Annotated in this window: 11 protein-coding genes; 2 read left to right on the top strand and 9 right to left on the bottom strand. The window is 58.1% G+C overall.

The window, feature by feature from the left end; all coding sequences use genetic code 11:
• Positions 1-171: 171 nt before the first annotated feature.
• From H9I52_RS16460 to H9I52_RS16495, 9 genes are all read right to left on the bottom strand, one after another.
• On the bottom strand, positions 172-5,949 hold the full coding sequence (locus H9I52_RS16460) for a right-handed parallel beta-helix repeat-containing protein (protein ID WP_187454737.1): 5,778 nt from the start codon (positions 5,947-5,949) through the stop codon (positions 172-174).
• 454 nt (positions 5,950-6,403) lie between these two features.
• Positions 6,404-6,991, bottom strand: coding sequence for a helix-turn-helix domain-containing protein (locus H9I52_RS16465; protein WP_187454738.1), 588 nt, complete (start codon positions 6,989-6,991; stop codon positions 6,404-6,406).
• A gap of 72 nt (positions 6,992-7,063) precedes the next feature.
• Positions 7,064-7,294, bottom strand: coding sequence for a hypothetical protein (locus tag H9I52_RS16470; protein WP_187454739.1), 231 nt, complete (start codon positions 7,292-7,294; stop codon positions 7,064-7,066).
• Between the two features lie 146 nt (positions 7,295-7,440).
• Entirely contained in the window at positions 7,441-7,941 is a 501-nt protein-coding gene (locus H9I52_RS16475; RefSeq protein ID WP_262386089.1) for a cupin domain-containing protein, read from the bottom strand.
• A gap of 54 nt (positions 7,942-7,995) precedes the next feature.
• Positions 7,996-8,568 carry a sugar O-acetyltransferase gene (locus H9I52_RS16480; RefSeq protein WP_187454740.1) on the bottom strand — a complete coding sequence of 191 codons (573 nt, stop codon included), beginning with the start codon at positions 8,566-8,568 and terminating at the stop codon, positions 7,996-7,998.
• 167 nt (positions 8,569-8,735) lie between these two features.
• A complete protein-coding gene (locus H9I52_RS16485) occupies positions 8,736-9,206 on the bottom strand; it encodes a putative quinol monooxygenase (protein ID WP_187454741.1) in 471 nt (156 codons plus the stop codon).
• Positions 9,207-9,222: 16 nt separating this feature from the next.
• Positions 9,223-9,357: a hypothetical protein gene (locus tag H9I52_RS23085; RefSeq protein ID WP_262386090.1), complete on the bottom strand. Its 135-nt coding sequence runs from the start codon at positions 9,355-9,357 to the stop codon at positions 9,223-9,225.
• Between the two features lie 122 nt (positions 9,358-9,479).
• On the bottom strand, positions 9,480-9,890 hold the full coding sequence (locus H9I52_RS16490; RefSeq protein ID WP_187454742.1) for a cupin domain-containing protein: 411 nt from the start codon (positions 9,888-9,890) through the stop codon (positions 9,480-9,482).
• A gap of 485 nt (positions 9,891-10,375) precedes the next feature.
• Entirely contained in the window at positions 10,376-13,120 is a 2,745-nt protein-coding gene (locus H9I52_RS16495; RefSeq protein WP_187454743.1) for a 4-alpha-glucanotransferase, read from the bottom strand.
• A gap of 299 nt (positions 13,121-13,419) precedes the next feature.
• Between H9I52_RS16495 and H9I52_RS16500 the strand changes: the two genes are divergently transcribed.
• Together H9I52_RS16500 and H9I52_RS16505 are read left to right on the top strand one after the other, a co-directional pair.
• Positions 13,420-18,588, top strand: coding sequence for a translocation/assembly module TamB domain-containing protein (locus H9I52_RS16500; protein ID WP_187454744.1), 5,169 nt, complete (start codon positions 13,420-13,422; stop codon positions 18,586-18,588).
• A 53-nt stretch (positions 18,589-18,641) separates the two neighbouring features.
• Positions 18,642-21,104, top strand: coding sequence for a BamA/TamA family outer membrane protein (locus H9I52_RS16505; RefSeq protein ID WP_187454745.1), 2,463 nt, complete (start codon positions 18,642-18,644; stop codon positions 21,102-21,104).
• Positions 21,105-21,162 lie beyond the last annotated feature (58 nt).

Here is a 21,162-nt window from a genome sequence, read left to right on the forward strand (position 1 = left end):
TCGTGATGGGTTACTGGTGAGCTTTACTACAAGCACATGCTCTTAATAGATCAAAAGACCATCACTTTACAATCATTTGATTATAAACGCGTTATAAAAAAGGCAGTTTGCTACTAAACGCAAAAAGCCTCTTTCTGACGAAAGAGGCTTTTTGAGTAAGCGCATCCGGTATTATTCTTTAACCAGACGTTTGGTGAGGTTGATGGCGCCGCCGCGGATGATAACCATGTACGTGCCTTTGGGCAACGCCTGCACGTTGAGGGTATAAGGCAGGCTCGCAGTCGTTGAGTTGCTGCTAACGGTGCGGCCAGTCATGTCGACGAGCACTACCTGGTAAGTACCGGCAGGCAAAAAGGCCAAGTCAAGCGTGGAGGTGGTAGTAGCCGGGTTAGGGTATAATTCGGCCGAAGCTGCTGGCTGCTGCGTGAAGGCGGTCGTACGCACGAGGCTGTATTGCGCGCTGCCGCTGGCCTCTACCTGCTTGAGGCGGTAGTACACCGTGCCCAAGTGCTTCTGGGCCACGTTGGCATCGGTGAAGGCGTAGGTGCTGACCTCCGAAGTGGTACCGTTGCCGCGTACGTTGGCTACTTTTTCAAACGTAATGCCGTCGAAAGAGCGCTCTACCTCGAAGTGGTCGTTGTTCTTCTCGGTGGCCGTTTGCCACTTCAGCTGCGCATCGAAACGAGCGGCTTTCACCTCAAACAGAGCCAGTTCCACGGGCAGAGGCTTGTTTACGCCGACGGTAGTCAGCCCCGAGAATTCGGAAGTACCCGTGCCGGATTTCGTGGCCGTGGCCGTCACTTTGGGGCTGCCTGTGGTCAGGGCGGCGCGCTGGGCTGCCGAGAGAGTGCTCAGGGGAATGACGAAATAGAACGCGCTGGCGTTGGTTTCCGAACCTTGGTCGATGCCGTTGATCAGGCCGCTGTACGAGCGGGCGTTCTTGGCGCCATCGCTGGTGCTGCCCTCGATTTGGGACGTAATAAATGTGAAGCCTTCCCCAAAGTTAGAAGCATCCGCAGAGGCAACGAAAAGCTCGATGGTCGAGCCAGCCGGGGCATACCCCGCGATTTCCAGATTGGTAGCGTTCGTTACGGCTTGCGTAACTATCGGGAAGTTGAGCAGGCTGTTGGCGCCGCTGGTCGTCGTTTTGCTGTCGGCATTCTTGCTCACGCCGTCGCCGGTTGCGGTGGTTGTGGCGGATAAGTCGATACCCAAGTCCCCGTTGGTGCTGATCGCATTTTGCGAGAAAACGTTGTTGAAAGTCCCGCTCAGGGCCACGATGCCGTCGCCGGCATTTCCGGTTATCGTGTTGGTGCTGAACGTATTACCGCTGCCTGCTGCGATGGCAATGCCCGCGCCGTTGCTCCGGATAATGTTGCCGCTCACCGTGTTGCTGGTGTTGGCACCGCTGATGAATTCGAGGCCGTAGCCGCGGTTGCTGCTCAGGGTATTGCCGGTGATAGAGGCCCCAGTTGTGCCGCCCAACACTTGAATACCGTCGGCGCTAGCATTCTGCGTGGCGGTACCTAAGATGACGTTGTTGGTCACCGAAGCAGTGGTAGCAGCATTCAGGCGAATGCCTCCGGTGTCGTTGCCCGTGGCCGTCACGTCGGTGATTACCGACGTGGCTGCGCCGTTTACGTACACGGCCGCACCTTGCGTGACGCTGCCGTCACCTTTGGCATTTGTCAAACCCAGCGACGCAATGCGAGTAGAAGCGCCCGTGATCTCCAGGCCTTTGAAAGAATTGAAGTCAATAACTACTTCCGGGCCGGTAGTAGTTTCCGCGCCAGCGGCTACGTTGTTGCCGGTCACGACCGTTTGCTCCTTGCCGTCAATGGCCGTACTGGCATCGATCAGAGTTGGCAAAGCCGAAGCCAGGGTGATGGTAAACTGCTTCGTGGTGGCGCTATAGCCCGCGGCAGTGACGCCGGTGCGCAAGCCTGCTGGGACGCCCGTGGTGCGGTTATCGTTTAGCATGAAGATCGCCGTTTCTACGCCCGCGGCCGGGTCGATGGCCGTGGTGCCACTCGCCGCGGTGCCGTTGAAAGCCACTTGGTTTAAGTTATTGTTAGGCAATGCGTTAGCGTTGACAATAAACTGTCGCAGAGATCCCTGGCCCGCGTCGTTGGTATTGACCACTGCATCGAAGTTAAAGCCGAAATCAACGTTGGTGGCGGCAACGAGCGCCGAGGATATGGTAACACCGGCAAGCGATTGAGGCGTGCGATTGCCCAAGGTCAGAGCGGGCAGCAGTTGCGTTCCGGTGTTCTGGGCTGCATCGATTAGCAAAGGATTTTCCCCGCCAATCCGGTTGACGTCGCCGTTCACATACGTCTGCACCGGCACTACTCCAGCAGCAGTGGCGTTGCGCACAGAAGTTACCGTAGAGTTGACGACACGAACGTCGTAATTGCCGCTTACTACAAGTGGGAAAGTATAGGTCCCGTCGGTGCCGGTAGCCACGGTGTTGATGAGCTTACCCGAGTCAAGGTCATAGAGTTCGAGCACTGCTCCACTCCGGCTGATGGCGTTGGCCGTAAAGCCCGAACCGGTAGCCGCGGCATTGGCGGTAGCATAGTCACGGCCTGCGCCGCCGCCATAGTTTACGTCGTCATACACGCGGCCGGCAATGGTTGTGCTGTTTTCCACCGAAATGGTGTAGGTGGCCGGAGCGGCGCTCTGTTCGTTGCTGTTGTCGAGGGCGCTGAACTGGAAGGCAGCCGAACCCACATAGCCAGCTACCGGATCAAACTTTAGCGCAGCCGCTTCGGCAACCGTTACGATCTGGCCAATTTTCACCAGCACACCATTCAGCGTCAGCGAGCCTTGCGTGTTGGGGTCCAGTACCGACTCGAATACGTATGAGTCGATTACGCCGGGGGCAGTATCTGTGCCGGCAAGGGAAGGAATGGTGGTGGCAGCGGCGCCGTTGGCGATGCGAAACGTCACATCATTTGCGACGGGCAACGTGTTGGCGGTGCAGTCCGAGCCGTTTTTCGACTGCGTGGCTACCGTAGCATTGCTGACAGCCAAATCGTCTAAAATGGCCGTGCCGTTGCTTCCGCCGTTGGTTTGAGCATCAAAAGAAATTTCTACCCGGTACACGCCTACTTGGCTGATGGTAGCCATGATGCTCGTAGCAGCTGTGTTGCCAAAAGCGGTAAAAGCCGTGAGTACCGTGCGGGTACCCGCCGCATCCAGCAGCGCGAGGCGGTAGCGTGCAGTGTTGGTGGTAGCAGTTACGCGGGCCAGAAAAGTCACCGTAGTCGAACCGCTCATCCGCAGGAGGGGCGTGGCGTAACCAGCGGCCGTTGTGCTAAGTACCGCGTTGGTGATCAATGAGTTATTGTCACTCAGGACGCTGGTATTCGACAGGCTCATGCCCGTATAGATTTCGCAGTAATCCGTGGCGGTGCGGCCTTCAAAGTCCTGTGCATAAGCAGCCGTGCCGGGGTTTACCTTCTGGCTTGCTTCGTTGTTAAGAGGGTTGGAGTCGGGGTTGCTTGCCGTGATGGTCGAAACGTTGGTGAACGTGCCTTCCTTCGCGATCGTGGCCGTAATGCTAAGCGTAGCACTGCTGCCGCTAGCAAAGGTGTTGACGCCCGACACAATCGTCCAGATGCCGGTGGTGTTATCGTAGGTGCCCGTGGACGGGGTAGCGCTCACGAAGGTCAGGCCGGCGGGCAACGCATCAGTTACTTGCACCCCCGTAGCCGCGACGCCCGTGTTGCCGGCCGTAACGGTGAAGGTCACTTGGTCGCCAACCTGGTAGGGACCTAGGTTAACCTGCTGTGTAACAGACAGATCTGTAGCCGTAAGGCCCGTAGCCGCAATCGGAAGCTTGTAGGTAGCAGCCGCAGAGGACAAGCCCAGATCATCCGTAGCAGCGTAGTTGAATGACGGGGTGCTGCCTGCTACGGCGGTGGCAGCCGGGTCAAATTGCAGAGTCGCCATTTCCGCGGGCGTCAGCGTCCGGTTGGTAACGGAGGAAGTGTTGCCGGCAGCGAGCGTTATGGTGGCGCCAGCCCGCGTGTAGGTGACTACACCTTGGGTGGTCGCGGGCAGGTTGGTCAGCAGAAAGCTGGCAATCGTGTTGTCGCCGTCGGGGTCAGAAGCAACCAGCGCCGGAATAGCAGTAGCATTATTGGTATTGCTCATCGTGGGGGCCGTAACATTCTGCGCTACGGGCACTTGATTGACCACCGTGGTTACTTGCGCGTCGCTTTGCGTGCCGTTGTTATTGCTTGGCACTTCGTCCGAGGAGGTCGCTGTGCTACGGGCAGTACCGGTTACGGTACTCGTGCCGATCGTGAAACCTACGTTGTAGGTGACGGTGGCACCACTGGCAATATTAGCCGAGACGGGCAGCGTCAGGAGGCCACTGGCCGAGCTATAACTTGTGCCTGCGGCCGCACCGTTGACGGTCACGTTGGTCAGTCCCGCGATAAGCTGGACCGTCGGGGCGACGCTGGTGGCGGTGTAAGGACCGTTGTTGTTGACGCTGGCAACGTACGTCACTGCGGTGTTAGGATTTACGCGCGCGGGGCCCGTAAGCGTCGTCACTACGTCTGGCGTATACCAGGCAAATGACTCAAAAGTCATCAGCTGCTGAGCCGGATTGGCCGCTCCCGCAACGTTGGCGTATGCAAAGGTTACGCTGACAATTGGCTCGGGAAACGTAACCACAGTGTTATCATCGGCCGTCGAAGAGCCCGCATTGCCGGTCAGGGTATTGTTGCCACTGAACGTAACCACCGTACCCAAGGCGAAGTTGGCGGCGGTAAGAGCCACGGTTGTTCCGTCGGCCCGCTTCCCGGTCACGATGAGCTGGTCGGTCCAGGCGCCGGCGCTCAAGTCGATATCGCCGAAACTGGCGCTGAACCCACTGACGGCTTTGCTGAAAGAAAAAGTAACGCTAGCCGTTTGCGCCGCGGCGGCTTTGCCGTTGATGTAGTCAGCGGTCCAAGTGAGCGCCCGGCCGGGCATAGTCGGGTTGTCTTCGATGTGCAGGTTAGTTTCGGGGCCGCTGCCTGTGTAGTTGCTGATCGAAACGGTGGTGCCATTGACCACGAGCGACTGCGAAGTACTGCTCCAGTCTTCCATTATCGGCCGGGTAGTGAAATCCAGCACGGAGCCGAAGGTACTTCCTACGTTGGATACCGGAATAGCATAGTTAGCCGCAGTAGCATCCGCGATCCCGTTGTTGTCGACTGCTTTGTATTGAATGATAGCCGTACCAAAGAACGAAGCCACCGGATCGAAAGTAAGCTGGGCCGCTTCGGCAGCGGTAACCGTTGCGTTGGCCGCAAGCTGCGTTCCGGTGGCACCAATGCGAAGCACGCCGACGGTGGCAGCATTCGGCACTGCAGTGATCAGGTAGCTATCAACGCTGCCGTCGGTATCCACGCCAAACAGACCCGGCGCCAAAGTGCTGGCGCCGAAGCCTTTGGCTACCACTTGGTTGGTCACCTCGCGGGTGGCGGGTACTTGGTTGACGCGTGCCGCGGTAGTTACCGGAATGTTGTACGTGCCCGTGGCCGAAGTCAGCCCCGTTTCGTCAGTTGCCTGATACTGAAAGGAATAGGTAGTAGTGGCGGCTACTGTCGCTGGGTCGTAGGCGATGCTAGGATACTGAAAAGGGCTGAACGTCTGAGCAGTAGACGTAACGGCTACCTTTTCGCCACTTGAGATGTTGTAAGCATACAATACCCCTGCCGTAGGCAAAGTGGTAAAACGATAAGATGATAGGCTTGTGTTGCCGTCGGCATCGTTAAACAGCGTAGCCGTGACGGACGAAACCAGCAACGTGATGCCGTTATTGCCGGGCAGGTTGGGGTTGGTAATAGTAGGCGTAATAATCGCTGGGGCCGTTGCGGCGTGCACAGTCGCCGTTCCGACTGCTAACCAAACCAGCAAGAAGCTTGCTAATCGTAAGCGTGTTCTCATGTACTAAGTGTGTCGTGAAGTATGTGCTGAAAAGGATAGTTTGAACTATACCCTAGCTCAACTATCCTTCAAACTTACCGCACGAAGAAAACCCGGTTTCCAGGTTCTATCTAAACTATAATTATTACTAGCCGAACGACATCTTCTGCCAAACGGCAAAAGTCCTCCCTACACTGAATGCAATGAGATTTTCGGCAATAGTGATAATGTTTATGCGAATAATCTATGTTAACAAAGTGATAATATGGGATGTATAAAACCCCCCTTGGTAAGCTTGCTTTTGTTCAACTTCCTTTAAAATAGAAAGCGCTACTCACTTGAGTAGCGCTTTTAGCAAAGGAGATTATCCATCAAGCGTGGTTTGGTCTGCTCACCGGCTTGACCATGACGACGACTGTTGCTGGCTGGCTTGCTAAGCAGCCGTTATGCTCACCGTTACCTTCCTCCTAACTCGCTATGCAACCGCTACATGCGCGCGGCGGAAGGTTAGCGGCGTAGTGCCGGTGTGCTTCTTGAAGGAGTTGTTGAAATACGTGGGATACTCAAACCCCAAGCTGTAGGCCACTTCGCCTACACTCCAGTCGGTGTGAGCTAGCAGCAACTTGGCTTCCGTCACCAGTCGCTCGTTGATGTGGGCCGTGGTAGACTTGCCGGTTACTTCCTTCACCATGGCATTCAGGTGGTTGACATGGATAGCCATGTGGTCGGCGTAGTCACTCGCCGATTTCAGCACGGGCTCCCGTAGCTGCGCCGTGACGGGAAACTGCACCTCCAGCAAGTTCAGAAACAACGACGTGATGCGCTCGGCCGCGTTAGCAGGCGCGTGTTGGGCCGAAGCCGGCTGCAGGCGGGCGGCTTCGTGGATGATAATGGAAAGCTGGTTGCGCAGCAAATCGTCCTTGTGGGCGTAATCCGACTCCAAATCCCGCCGCATCCGGGTGAAGGCGTCGGTGAAGTAGCGGACCTGCTCCGGGTCAAGGAAGTACACGGGGTTGCCTTCTACCTTGTAGAGCACCGTATCTTTCAGGCTGACGCCCCGCATAGCCGAGTGCAGAAACGACTCGGAAAAGCAGCACAGGTACCCTTACTGTTCGCCGGAGCCCTCGACCACTTCCTAAGCGTAAGGAATCAGCCGGTTGGTGAATACCAACGCGGGCTGGTTGACGGCGTAGCTGCGGGTGGTGTAGTGCAACTCATTGGCCCCTTCCACCACCAGCACCACCTTAAACAGGTCGCGGCGGTCGAAGTTGCCCATACCGCACCGGGCTTCCAGCATGGTCATCACTTCGACGTCTCCGTCGGGAAAGTCCGTGACAGGCTGGGAAAAGGCACGTGAGCTAGTCATCGGGTTGCTCAGCGCTTTGGCCAAGAGGCGGCGCTGCTGTAAGCCTATAACAGACGCGGGGAGCCGGAGTTTTGTTGCAGACATAAAGGCGAATGGACTGTGTAAGGTTTCGCTGCTTCCATCGATCGCTTATTGGGGTCGGGCAGTCACTTATAGCTGTTGTATTCTTGGTCGGTCACGGGCCGGCCCCAGGTCACAATGCCCTTCTCAGTGTTGACGTTGAGTGAGATGTGCGTCATGCCTTGCTTGGGCGAGGCACCGTGCCAATGCTCCACGCCGGGCAACGCTTTCACCACTTCGCCCTTGCGCAGCAGCCGGATGGGTTGGCCTTTTTCTTGGTAATAGCCCAGGCCCGCCGTCACCATCAGAATCTGGCCGGCGGCGTGGGTGTGCCAGTTTGAGCGCGCCCCCGGTGCAAACGTCACGTTGCCACTCACGCAGTTGAAGGCCGGATCATCCTTCACCAACAAGTAGCCGTACACCTCGCCGGTAAAATTCTGGGACGGCGCCCGGTCACCCTTCGGAAAGATGGCGCCTGGCGCCGAAGCAGTTTTAGCAACAGGCAATGCTTTCGGAGTGGTCTGGGCAAAGCTGGCCAAGCCAACTCCAACGGCTAGCGTAGCGGTAAGCAGAGCAAAGCGCGTCATGTCAAGTACTTGAAGGTTAAGTAATTACACTCACACAAGGAGACTTGCACAGAACTATAGGTGTTTCACTACCCGCGCCGGTACGCCCGCCACAATGCTGTTGGCGGGTACGTCTTTGGTCACGACCGCGCCAGCTCCCACGATGGCATTTTCCCCAATGGTGACGCCGGGCATCACCGTTGCGTTGGCCCCCAGCCACGCGCCCCGCTTCACGATGATGGGCTTAGAAATGGTGCTGCGGCGCTGCCCGGCCTCAGTAGGGTGGTTGGACGTGATGAGGTTCACCTTTGGCCCCACTAATACATTGTCTTCCAATACAATACCACCCCGATCCATAAAGGTGCAGGCGTGGTTCACGAACACGTTCTTGCCGATGTGGATGTTGTGGCCGAAGTCGGTGTAAAAGGGCGGAATCATGAAAAACGTGTCGTCGACGGGCTTGTTGATCAGCTCGCTGAACACGCGGTTCACCTGCTCGTTGTCGTCTACTCGCATGGCGTTCAGCTCCGAAGTGATGCGAATGGCCTTGCGGATGATGGCGTAAATCTGCGGGTAGTCCGGGTCGTCGAGTGAAATGACTTCGCCGGCCAATTCCCGCTCAAATATGGTTCTGGGTTGAGGCTCCATGAATACTTTTACTGAATTGTAGAAGGGTCGCTTTACAGGACCTGACCGGTAGGGCGGCACAGGATTTCGTTGAAGTCCACGCCCTCATGCTGGCGCAGGCCTCTGGAGATGACGTGCACCGCATGCTTGGTGGCACAGTACATTGTGGGCAGACAGCGGAAGCAGCGCTACTTTACCTTCACGCCCGGCACCAAGGGAACGGTATCGATGAGCTCCAGGGATTTGATCATGCTCTGGGTGCTGGTTTTATACTTGAGAAAGTGAGGCGTTTGCACGTGCGCTCGGTACGCCTCTTCGCTCGCGTATATTTCCAGAATTGTGATGCGGGTAGGATGGTCTTTCTCAACCACCGCGTACAGTGTCAAAACGCCCGGCTCGACGCGCAACGCCGTGGTAATGCCTTCCCGCAAAGCGGCTTTGTAGCTTTCGAGCTGCGCCGGATAGATGTCGAGTTTTGCCAACCGCACAACTTGGCCGTTGGTCTGGGCCGCCGCGGGCGCGCCCGCCAGAAGGATTAATACAACCACGCCAATCAGCAGCACTATGCCACGGCGGATGCTGCGGACTGTGGCAAGGCCAATTTGCTTCTTATCGAAACCTATACGCGAGCGCCAATAATCATAACATAAGTTGTTCATACACAAATATTTACGGTTACTTCCCTCTTGTATCCAGTGCCTTCGCCAGCACGGCGCGAGCTGCGCCCGCCTCCTTCTTCCCGACGCCTGCCTCGTCCAGCGCCACGATCTGCCGAAGCTGCGCCTCCGTCAGCCCGATGTGCAGGCCCATGCCCATATTCCCCTATAGCATCGGCTCGACGGCGGTGAAAGCTACTGCCCGAAGAAGGGTACGCCTCATAAAGCCAAGGTGAGTAAGCACAAAAGATGACCAGCAGCAGAGGCGAGCGTCTGTTAGCCGTGCGCGGCTTGGTATTCTTCGTCCGTGACGGGTTCCAGCCAGTTGGCTACCCCTTGGCTGACGTTGGGGTTGATGGCCAAGTGGGTAAAGAGGCTGTCGGAGGCCGCGCCGTGCCAGTGCACCACGCCGGGCGCGATGGTCACCGCGTCGCCGACCCGCAGCCGCTGGGCGGGCTGGCCTTTTTCCTGGTAATAGCCCACGCCCGCCGTCACGACCAGAATCTGGCCGGCCGGGTGCGAGTGCCAGTTGTTGCGCGCGCCCGGCTCAAACGTCACGTCGCCGACGGTGCAGTCGGTGGGGTTTGCGCCGGCCAGCATCGTGACCCAGGCCGTGCCGATGAAGTTTTCCGCCGCGGCGCGCTTCGTGCCGGCCGGGGTTTGGGGAGTGTTGGTGGAGTTGCTCATAAGAAAGTGATACGGTAGTTAGCGTAAGAAGTACTTGCCCAACATTCGGTTTTTATTCACAACTATTTGATTATAAATTATTTATATAAAACCAGTTAATGGTAACCTAATGACTGAAAAGCGGAAACGTCAACCACAAACCAGTCCGGGCTTGCTTGTCTAAAACGCCGGCCTCGGTGAGCCGTCGGCGCTGTCGCCACCAGCTAGCTAATGACAAGACAAAGGTCCGCCCTCCGCTTGCGGGGCAGGTAACGACTATCAAAGCGTTCAGTATACATTTCAAAGAACAAGCAGATACGCCTGCCAATCGTATCGCCGGGACTTGATGACCTTGCGGTAGTAATGGCCAGATTTCATCCCCCGATCTTTCTCCGACCCACAGAAACAAAAACGCTCCGACCAAAGGGCCGAAGCGTTTTCTGAGAGTTAAGTATGAACAAGCTCCCAGGTGGAGCTTATCCCGCAAGCATTTATGTAGGGTTGAATTAGTACGTTTTGTTGCGGCCGCTGCTATCGACGAGTTGCCGCAACTGACCGCCGAAGCCAGCCTCGCCGATCAGCGCTTCCAGGTTCAGGTGGAATCGGTATTTCCAGAAGTGCTGCGGGTTGGCCGGCACGTTAATTTGCTCGTCCTGCGGGTTGGGGCGCCGCAAGGTTTCGTCCATCGCCAGCAAATCCTGAAGCGGGAAAATGGCCCACATGGCCGGCGAGTACAGGTGTTGCGCCGTGATTTCGCGGGCCACCCACGGCTCGCAGTAATAAGGTGCGGTTTCGCCCCAGTGGCCCAGCAGATGCTCGAAGTAGCGCTGGGTTTTTACGCGGTCTTCTTCCCACCAGCCGCGCACCGTGCTCATGTCGTGGCTGCCGGGGCTCACCACCGACAGATACGGCGCCGTGGCCGGGTTGCCAAATTCTACTTTGGGGTCGGAGGGCATGCGCTGAATGTTAAGCCCCAGAATACCAAGGGCTTTCATTACGCCTGGCACCGATTCGGGCACCATGCCCAAATCTTCGCCGCAGATGAGCATGTTGGTGGCGTAGCGAATGGCCGGCAGCTTGATCATGCCTTGCTCGCGCCAGAATTCCTCGTGGCGGCGGTAGAAGAAATCAATGTAAAGCTCGTGGAGGCGGTGCCGCGTGGAGTCGTCGAGTTCGCGGAAAGAGTAGGTCTTGTCGAGGGTGATGCGCGGATGGTAGAAGTCGTTGCCGGCGGGCAGAAACAGCACCTCGTTGACCAGCTTAAACAAGCCCGTCCGCAGCCACCGGAAATGGTCGGCGTTGCTGGGATCAGCGGCAATTTTCTGTTCTATCACTTCCTCAATCTGCCGCTGCGAGCGCACGTAATCCTTCAGGCGCAGTACGCCATGGTCGTGCTCTTCCAGAAACTCGTCGCGTACGGCCGAGGCTTGGCCCTGAAAAATGTCGTGCAGCAAATGCCAGCGGATGTAGGGCTCGCACAAGCGGTTGTAGTCGAACCAGCCCATGCGCTGCTCGATCTCGTGGCGGTGCAGCGGCAGGTCGGGCGCGAAGTGCGCCAACAAGCCTTCCACCGAGTCGCCGTTGATCTCCCAAATGCGGAAAAAACCCAGGATGTGGTCGATGCGCAGGGCGTCGAAGTAGCGGGCCAAGTGGCTCAGGCGGTTGCGCCACCACTGGTAGTTGTCCTGGGCCATGCGCTCCCAGTTGTAGGTCGGGAAGCGCCAGTTTTGGCCGGTGGTCGAAAAATCATCCGGTGGCGCGCCGGCCTGACGGTCCATGTGGTAAAGTTCGGGCTGCGTCCAGGCATCGACGGAGTGCCGGTAAATGCCGATGGGCAAGTCGCCCTTCATCACCACGCCCCGGCGCCGGCCGTAGTCCACGGCTTCGCGCAGCTGCTTGTCGAGGTGAAACTGGGTGAAGAAGTGGATGCCAAATTCATCAAAATCAGGACCATCCTGCGCCGTGAGCTGCTCCAGGCCGCGCGGTGCCCGAAACTCCAGCGGCCACTGCTGAAAGTCGGCCGTCCCGAAGCGGTCGCGCAACGCAGAGAAGGCGGCGTACGGCACCAGCCACTGCCCCTGCTCATTGAGGAACTGCGTAAACTCCGGATCGGCCAGAAATGCTTGTTTTTCTTGTTTATATAACTTCTTAATAAACAACCACTTAGCATTCATCACCGGCTCGTAGTCCACGAAGTCGCGGTCGTTGAGTTCCTGGCGCAGCCGTTCGAGTTCCGCCTGATCGGTGGGCTCGGCCAGCTGAGCTACGGCGTCGAGGTTGAGGTACAGCGGATGCAGCGCAAACACCGAAATGGCCGCGTACGGGTACGAATCGACCCAGGTATGCGTGGCGGTCGTGTCGTTGATGGGCAGAATCTGCACCATTTTCAGCCCCGTGCTTACGGCCCAGTCAACCAGCAACTTAAGGTCCGGAAACTCGCCCACGCCCAAGCCGCGCTGGCTCCGCAGCGAAAACACGGGCAAGGCTACGCCGGCGCCGCGCCAGTTGCCGGTGGTGTAGCGGAAGCCTTCGTCGGCTTTGATGCGCAGCGTGTGCGGCTCCTGCGAAGGGACGATAAAACGGTCGTCGCCGCCTTCTAGCTGCACAATTTGCTTTTCCTGCGGGTCCCAGAGGCCGTATTTGTATTGCACGTATTGCTCGGGCTGCTCCAGCGCCACGTCGGCCTGCCAGGTGGGGTAGTTTTTGTCGGATAGCAAAACGGCTTTGCGAGCATCCCAGGCGCCCAAGGCGGGGTCGGAGCCGAGCACGCAAATCTGGTGATTGGTATCGACGCGCGGCGCAACCAGCTGAAAGCGCACCACCGAGTCGGCCAGACGCGCCGCCGGACGGTCGGAAACGGCCGCGACGGATGTTTCCGTGATGGGGCGCGCCATCAGGGCCTGCGTGAAAGCGGCGGTGTGAAGTTCGTTGTCGGGTTGGGCCGGGGCACGCCAGAAGTCTTCCGTCAGCAGCCGCGAAAACTGTCGGCTGTCGTAGGCGATGGTGCGGTTGGGGCCCCACTCCCAGTCTTGGTTGCCGGTTTGCTCGTTGAGCAGCACGTACTTATAGTCCACGGTGCCAGGCGCGTCATCGGGCAGGGTAATCTCCTGGCTCCAGACGCCCGTGTCGGAATCGTAGTGCAGACTGAGCGCGTGGTCGAGATTCCAGGAGCCCAAACTGGCCGCTGAACCGCACACCACGAGGCGCTGCCCCCAAGTGGTGCGGAAGGGAAGGGAAAAACGAAGAATCATGGGAATGCAATCGGATTGGAGACGAAAGATAGCAGAAAGCCCGGCCAGCCGGCTACGGCCCAATCCGTTTTGCAGCGCCCGCAAAGCCGCTGCTGCCTGAATAACCGCACCACAATCTTCTGCACCCTACGCACAGCTTTCGGTAGAGTTTAACGCCTCTTTCCGCGGGGCCGCAATACCGCCTGTATCAAGGCGTTTGCTATGCATCTGATTATCAATACGCTGCCAGCAAATCCAACCCCAGGCCGCGTTTTTCCGTTGGCTTCCAGAGAACCCGCTAACCCATTTATCCCATACCCTTGCCTACGTACGTTCGCCGCACTCTTTATATCGTGCTGGGCTTGCTGGCCTTTGTGCTCCTCCTCGTCATTGGGGTGGTAGTGGCTTTGCAGTTTCCGGCCACGCAGGATTTTGCCGCTCGCAAAGCAGCAGAATACTTGCAGAAAAAAATAGGGACGGAGGTTCGCATCGGAAAATTTCGTTCCGACTTCCGGCATGCCATTTCTCTGGATGGCGTTTACATCGAAGACCAGCAGCGCGATACGTTGTTGTCGGTGGGGCATTTGGGCGTCAACATCGACCTGTGGGCCCTGACCAAATCGCAGATCAACGTCAGCTCGCTCGAACTCAACGAAGGCACCGTGCACATCAAGCGCACCGAGCCCGACAGCGTTTACAACTTCGATTACATTATTAACGCCTTCTCGGCCGGCGACACCACGACCACTACGCCCGCCGACACCACCGGCGGTTTCAAATACGACATCGGCGATCTGCGCCTGACCAATATTTTCCTCACCTACAATGACCAAGTCGATGGCATGAACGTGCGAAGCCGCGTCGGTGAGCTGGCCGTGACCATGGACGAAGTGAACGTGGATAAGTCTATCTATAAGATAGACAATGCGTTACTGCGCCGCTCGGGCTTCAATATTACGCAGACCAAAGTGCCGCCGGACATGCCCTCGGAGCCGCTCACGCTCACGTTTGGCCTGAACAAGGTCACGCTCGATACCGTGAGCCTGACTTACCGCAACAACCCGTCGGCGCAGTACATCAACGCCCGCATCGGGCAAGCGGAAGCCACCGCCGACAACATCGACCTGATTCGTTCGCGCATTGACCTGAATACGTTGCGTTTGCGCAACAGCAGCCTTGCCTACGCCCAAAACGAGAACGTGCCCACCGAGCAGCGCGTGGTCAACCCGGCCGAAGCGGTACGCAACCTGAACGAATCGGTGGAAAAAGCTACGGGCCAGCCCACGAGCTGGGTCGTGACGCTGAAGAAATCCGACGTGAGCGGGCTGGGCGTTGTTTTCGACAACTTCAACGAGCCCAAGCAGCGCACCCGCGTGCCCGGCATGGACTACAATCATTTGAATTTTAGTGATTTAAAACTCAACACTGATAATCTATTTTACTCCGAAAATCGCACTACAGGCCGCATCAACGAGTTGGCCGGCAAGGAGCAGAGCGGCTTTCAGATCGACCACACCGAGGCGGATGTCGTGTTCGATTCGGTGCAAACCCGCCTCGACAACCTCGACCTGATTACGCCGCACACGCGCATCCGCCGCACGCTGGCCATGGGCTACGAAAGCCTCGATGCCTTGGCCGACGTGAAAAAGCTGCCTAATCTGCGCATCGAAGGCGACCTACGCGACGTGCGCCTGGGCTTCCGCGACATTCTGTACTTAGCACCCGATTTGGCCTCTACCCCACCCTTTACTACGGGGCCTAACCAATCGGTGCTGGTAAGCGGGCGGGTGAACGGCCGCGTGGGCGACTTCCGAGTGCAAAACCTTGATTTTGTGGGCTTTCGCAATACTACATTGCGCGCCAGCGGTCGCATTCAGGGCTTGCCCGAAGTGGATCGCCGCTTATACACCGACCTGAACATCGCTCAGTTCACGACTTCCGAAGCCGACATTCGCAGCTTGGTGCCGAAGGGCACAATTCCGGCGGGTTACAGCCTACCGCCCCGCATCGCAGCTTCCGGCACGTTCCGCGGCCGGCCAACGGCGATGGTGTTTGACACCAACCTGAAGGTGAATACCAGCTTCGGCAACGCCACGGCCGTGGTGAACATGCAGCCCGGTCCGGCCGGTCGGGAGCCCGTTACGGCCCGCTTCAACGTGCAGGGTTTCGATGTGGGCAAGGTGTTGCGCGACCCCACCATCGGCCGCATCACGACCAGCGGCACGCTCAATGCCCGCGGCCTCGACCCAGCCACAATGCAGGGGCGCCTGGTGGCTACTGTGCAAAGCGCTCGCTACCAAGGATATACCTATCAGGATATCAACGCGACGGTTGACATCGACCGCAACAAATACGACATCGTAGCGCGCAGCCAGAACGACCCGAACCTAGCCTTCAACCTCGATGGCACCGTGAATCTGCGCAATGCCAACGTACCGGCATACGCGTTCAACGTGAATTTGCAGGGCGCTAACCTAACCAAGCTGGGCTTCTACACCGGCGGCGACTTGCGGGTGCAGGGCAACCTCGTAGCCGACCTGAGCGGGGCCGACGCCAACTCCATCAACGGTACTTTTTCGGGCAATAAGCTCGTGATTGTGCGTGATAACCAGCCCATTGCCATCGACTCGGTGCAGGGCAGCATTGTGCAGCGACCGGGCCGTACGGAACTGGTGTTCAACTCCAATCTGGTGAAAGCCAACCTTGCCGGCAACACGCCGCTGGGCGACGTGGCCACCGTGCTGCAACAACACATCGACCGCTACTTCGACCTGCCCGGCGTGCGCTACCAACCGGGTGGGCCCGCGCGCAATTTTACCTTCAACGCGCAAGTACTTAATACACAAACCATTACAAAACTCGTTCCGGGCCTCACGGAGCTTTCGCCTTTCGTCCTGAATGGCAGCTTCGACAGCCGCGCGGCCAACCTCACGGTCCAATCGCGGGTGCCGCTGATTGTGTACACCGGCTACCGCCTCGATTCGCTGCGCCTCAACGTCGACTCCGATCCGCAGAAGCTAGAGTATGCTGTGCGGCTGCGGCAGGCTTCGCAGGACACGACGCTGCGCCTGCCCAACCCGAGCCTGACGGGCAACATTCAGAACAACCGCGTGGGCACGCACCTGCGCATTGCCGAGTCGGACAGCGCTACGAAGCTTGACCTAGCGGGCGTGTTACAGGTTCTGAATCAGGGCAATACATATGCATTCAGCTTCGATCCGAAGCTGGTAGTCAACAACATGAACTGGACGGTAGCGCCCGGCAACCAGATCGCCTACACCCTGCCAACCGGAGCGATTCGGGCGCAGAACGTGCGCTTGAGCCAAGGCAGTCAGTTTATCGAACTGCAAACCTTGCCCGGCGCCGATTACCCCTTGCAAGCCCGCCTCGGCAACCTCGACCTCAACATGCTGGCCACCGCCGCGGGTCAGCAAGATTCCTTGTATGGCGGTACGCTCAACGGGCAGGCCGTAGTGCGGGCCATCGGGCAGCCGCGCATGGCCTTTACTTCCGATCTGATGCTGAGCAACTTAGCCTACAACAAATCGGTCATCGGCGATGTAGCGCTCAAAGCAACCAACCCTACAGCCGACCGCTACCTCGTGGATGCACGCCTGACCGGCGGCCCCAACAACAACGATGTGCGGGCGACCGGCTCGTATTTGGCTAGCGGCGCCCTCGACATGGTCGTGAACCTGAACCGCTTTAACCTGAACACGGCCGAACCCTTCTCGGCCGGGCAGCTTCAGCAAACCAAGGGTTACCTGAGCGGTGCGCTTACGGTGCGCGGCACGACTGCGGCGCCCCAAATCCGGGGCAGCATACAAACCAACGACGCGGGATTTACGCTGACGCAGCTTGGCGCGCCGTTTACTCTGCCCAACGAAAGCCTGACGTTTGACGAGCAAGGCATTGCGTTCCGGGACTTTACGATTCTGGATTCGCTGCAAAACAAGGCCATTGTAAATGGCTACGTCTACACCAAAAACTACATCGACGATTACCGCTTCCAGCTACGGGCTATTACCAAAGATTTCATTGCCGTGCAGAGCACCGCGCGCGATAACCCCTTGTACTACGGCAAGTTGGTGGTCGACTCCGATACCCGCATTTCAGGTACGCTCAACTTGCCCGTGATCCGCACGACGGCGACCGTGGTGAAGCCTTCAGACCTGACAGTAGTCGTGCCCAACGACGACGCAGGCCGCGTGGAAAGCACTGGTATCGTGGAGTTTGTGGACATGAGCGCGCCGCTGGATACCATGCTGGCCCGCAAAACCAAGCTGACTGCCCAGGCCGCCAGCGGCTATAACGTGAGCGCCACCATCACGGTCACGGACGCGACGCCGTTCACCATCATCGTCGATCAGACGTCGGGCGATAACCTGAAGGTGCAGGCCAACGGCACGCTGAGCACCAGCATCGATCAGGCGGGTTCAATTACGCTCAGCGGCCGCCTTGCCGTGGAGCAGGGCCACTACCACATGTCGCTCTACGACCTGACTGAGCGTGATTTCGACATTGCCAAGGGCAGCACCATCACGTGGTCCGGCGATCCTTACAATGCCCAAGTCGACGTGTCGGCTATTTACAAGGTGCGCGCGGCGCCGGCTGAGCTGCTGTCGGGCCAGGGCACGACCATCGACGACCCCACGGTGCGCAATACGCTGCCTTTCCAGGTGTACCTGAATGTGGACGGCGATCTACTTAAACCCCTGATTAGCTTCGACATCCGGTTGCCGGAAGAAGCCCGTTCCAACGTACGCAACCAGATCGAGGCCCGCCTTGCACAACTGCGCGAGCCTAGTCAAGTCGATGCCCTCAACAAGCAAGTGTTTTCGCTGCTGGTACTGAACCGCTTCCTGGCTGAAAACCCATTTGAGTCGAGCGGCGGCAGCATCGTAAACGAACAGCTCCGCGGCAGCGCCAGCCAAGTGCTTACCAGTCAACTCAACAAGCTCACGGGCAGCTACCTTTCCAACCTCGGCGTGGAATTGGGCGTGAACTCGCAGGCCGACTTCTCCTCCGGCTCCGAAAAAACGCGGACCGACCTGAATGTGGCCGTGCGGCGGCAACTGTTCAACGACCGCGTCACCGTGCGCCTGGGCACCGACGTGCCGCTGGCCGGCGGCAACCAAGCCTCCAGCGGGCAGCAAAGCATCAGCAGCTTTGCCGGCGACGTGAGCGTGGAATACGACATTCTGGCCAACGGCCGTCTGCGCCTGCGCGCCTACCGCAACAACGCTTACGGCGACATCGACGGGCAATACGTACGCAACGGGGCATCGCTCATTTTCCAGCGCGATTACCAGAACCTGGCCGACTTGTTTAAGGGCATCGACAAAAACCTGAAAACCGAGCGCAAAGAGGGCAAGCAGCGCGACAAGCAGGACAAGCAAGCCGCCCAGGATTCCGTCAAAACCGTGACCGAAGCGCCCCGCCGCGACTCGACCCGCGTAGTACGCCGCCCCACCACTTCGGGGCGCTAAGGGCAAATACACAGGTCTGAGATAAATAATTGACAATCATTTAGTTACCTAATATGTTACGATTCCGACGCCTAGACCTCACCCCTCTCGCTCCGCGCCGCGAGGCCCCGAGGAGCGAGATGCTCTGGGGCAAGTCGTTGTATGGCTCCGCTTGGCTGCTTCGCGGAGTTGGCCTCACGATCGCTTTATTAGCAGGAAGTTGCAGCGGCACCAAGTTTATTCCGGAAGGCGATAAGCTCTACACCGGCGGCGCCGTAAAAGTCAAGTCGCAGAGCTCGATCCCGAACGAGTCGGTGCTGACGGCTACCCTGGAAGCGGTGATTACGCCCAAGCCCAACAGCTCGATTTTGGGGATGCGGCCGAAGCTGTATTTCTGGCACATGGGCGAGGGCAAAACCAAAGGGTTGGGCCACTTGCTGGCCGATAAATACGGCGAAGCGCCAGTGTTGCTCAGCAAAGTAGACACGGCGAAAGTTCAGGATTTGATGGCTAACCGGCTGAACAACAGCGGGTACTTCCATCCGACGGTCAGCAGCGAGGTGAAAGTGAAGGCCAACACCGCCTCCGTCGACTACACGGCTACGGTACACAAGCCCTACACCATCAAGGAAATCCATTTTCCGGATTCGACGGGCTTGCTGGCGCGGGCCATCAAGGCCACCGAGTCGGGCTCGTTGCTGAAGGTGGGCGACCCCTATAATTTGCAAACATTTGTAAATGAGCGCGTTCGCATTGATGCGGTACTCAAAAACCAAGGCTATTATTATTTCTCGCCCGATTACCTTCTGTTTCAGGTAGATAGCACGCTCGACAACGAAGCCAATGTGTATCTGAAGGTAAAAGAAACCATTCCGCCGCGGGCAGCGAAGCCCTACGTGCTCAAGCGTGTGACGCTCAACACGCAATATTCGCTCTCGGACACCACCGAAACAACTCGTCCGGTTATGTTCCGGGGCTATCGCTATGTGCCTGACGAGCAGGTGTTTCGGGCGCGGGCCATTACCAACGCCGTCTTCATCTACCCCGACAGCCTCTACCGCCGCCGCCGCGCCGACCAGACGCTGAGCCGCCTGATGAGCCTGGGCACGTTTAAGTTTGTAGATACCCGCTTCCGCCCGGCCCGCAACCTCCCCGACTCGGCGGGTTACGGCCACCTCAACGCCACCGTGCGCATGACGCAGGTACCCAAGAAGTCGCTGCGGGCCGAGTTGCAGATGAATACGTCCAACATCTTCACGGGGCCGGCCTTTGTGGTGCAATACCGCAACCGCTCGGCGCTGCGCGGAGCCGAGCAGTTGCTGATCAACGCCAACGCTTCGCTGGAAACCGGCAAAGGCGCGCTATCGGGCGTTACCTCGACGCAATATGGCATTGATGGTCAATTGCTTGTACCGCGGCTCATTACCCCGCCTTTCGACATCCGGCTGGTTAACTCCGACTTCCAGCCGCGGACGTTTTTTAATGCAGGCTACAAGTACGTGCTGCGTACCAAATACTTTCAGGAAGACATCTTCAACCTGGGCTACGGCTACAGCTGGAAAACCAAGCTCACCAATGAGCAGCAATTGCAACCCATTGACTTACAATACCTTAGACTAAGCAACCAGGAAAAGGTATTTAAGGATTTGTTGGCGGCGCGGCCGTTTCTGGCCAACAGCTTCCGGCAGCAGTTCATTCTGGGCAGCAGCTATACCTACACCTACAACCAGCAAGTGCTGGAGCAGCGCCGCAACCAGATGTACTTCAGCGGCGGCGTGTCGTTGTCGGGCAACGTAGCCCACGCCTTGCAAAGCCTGGGCGGCGCCAAAAAGACCGATACTGGGGCCTACGCGCTCTTTGGGCAGGAATACTCGCAGTACACGAAGTTCGATCTGGAGTTCCGCAACTATTACCGCACTTCGGTCAACCCAACCAGCGGCAACAAGATCGCCACGCGCCTGCTGGTGGGCGTGGGCTTGCCCTACCAGAACTCCAATGTGCTGCCCTACCTGAAACAGTACGGCATAGGCGGACCCAACAGCGTGCGGGCTTTCAACGCCCGCGGTATCGGCCCCGGCACCTACCGCACGCCCGATAGCCAGCAAAACGGCTTCTACGACCAAGTAGGCGACATCCGGTTGGAGGCCAACGCCGAATACCGCCAAGACCTGTTTCCGTACGTGAAGGGCGCCTTGTTTGTGGACGCGGGCAACATCTGGCTGGTCAACGCCGATCCCAGCCGGGCTACCTACGTGAAAGGCGAAAACGGCCAGCCCGTCCGCGATTTTCAGGATGGCCAGTTCCGGTTCAACACGTTCCTGAAACAGCTGGCCGTCGGGGCCGGCGCGGGCATCCGCATCGACGTGCAGTTCTTCGTCATTCGCCTCGACGCGGCCTACCCGCTGGTGTATCCGTACAGCAACGAGTCTCTGGAAGTCCCCGGCACCAATCCCGGCGACCCATCGATCATCTACTCGGCCAACAAGACGGGCTACAAAGTCATTAAGCTCAACATCGCGATCGGGTATCCCTTCTAGGCTGCTACGCCCCGCGCCACCAAGCAAAAGCCCCGGCACTGGTAAGTGCCGGGGCTTT

Source organism: Hymenobacter sp. BT491, assembly GCF_014349165.1.
GTDB classification, from domain to species: Bacteria; Bacteroidota; Bacteroidia; order Cytophagales; family Hymenobacteraceae; genus Hymenobacter; species Hymenobacter jejuensis.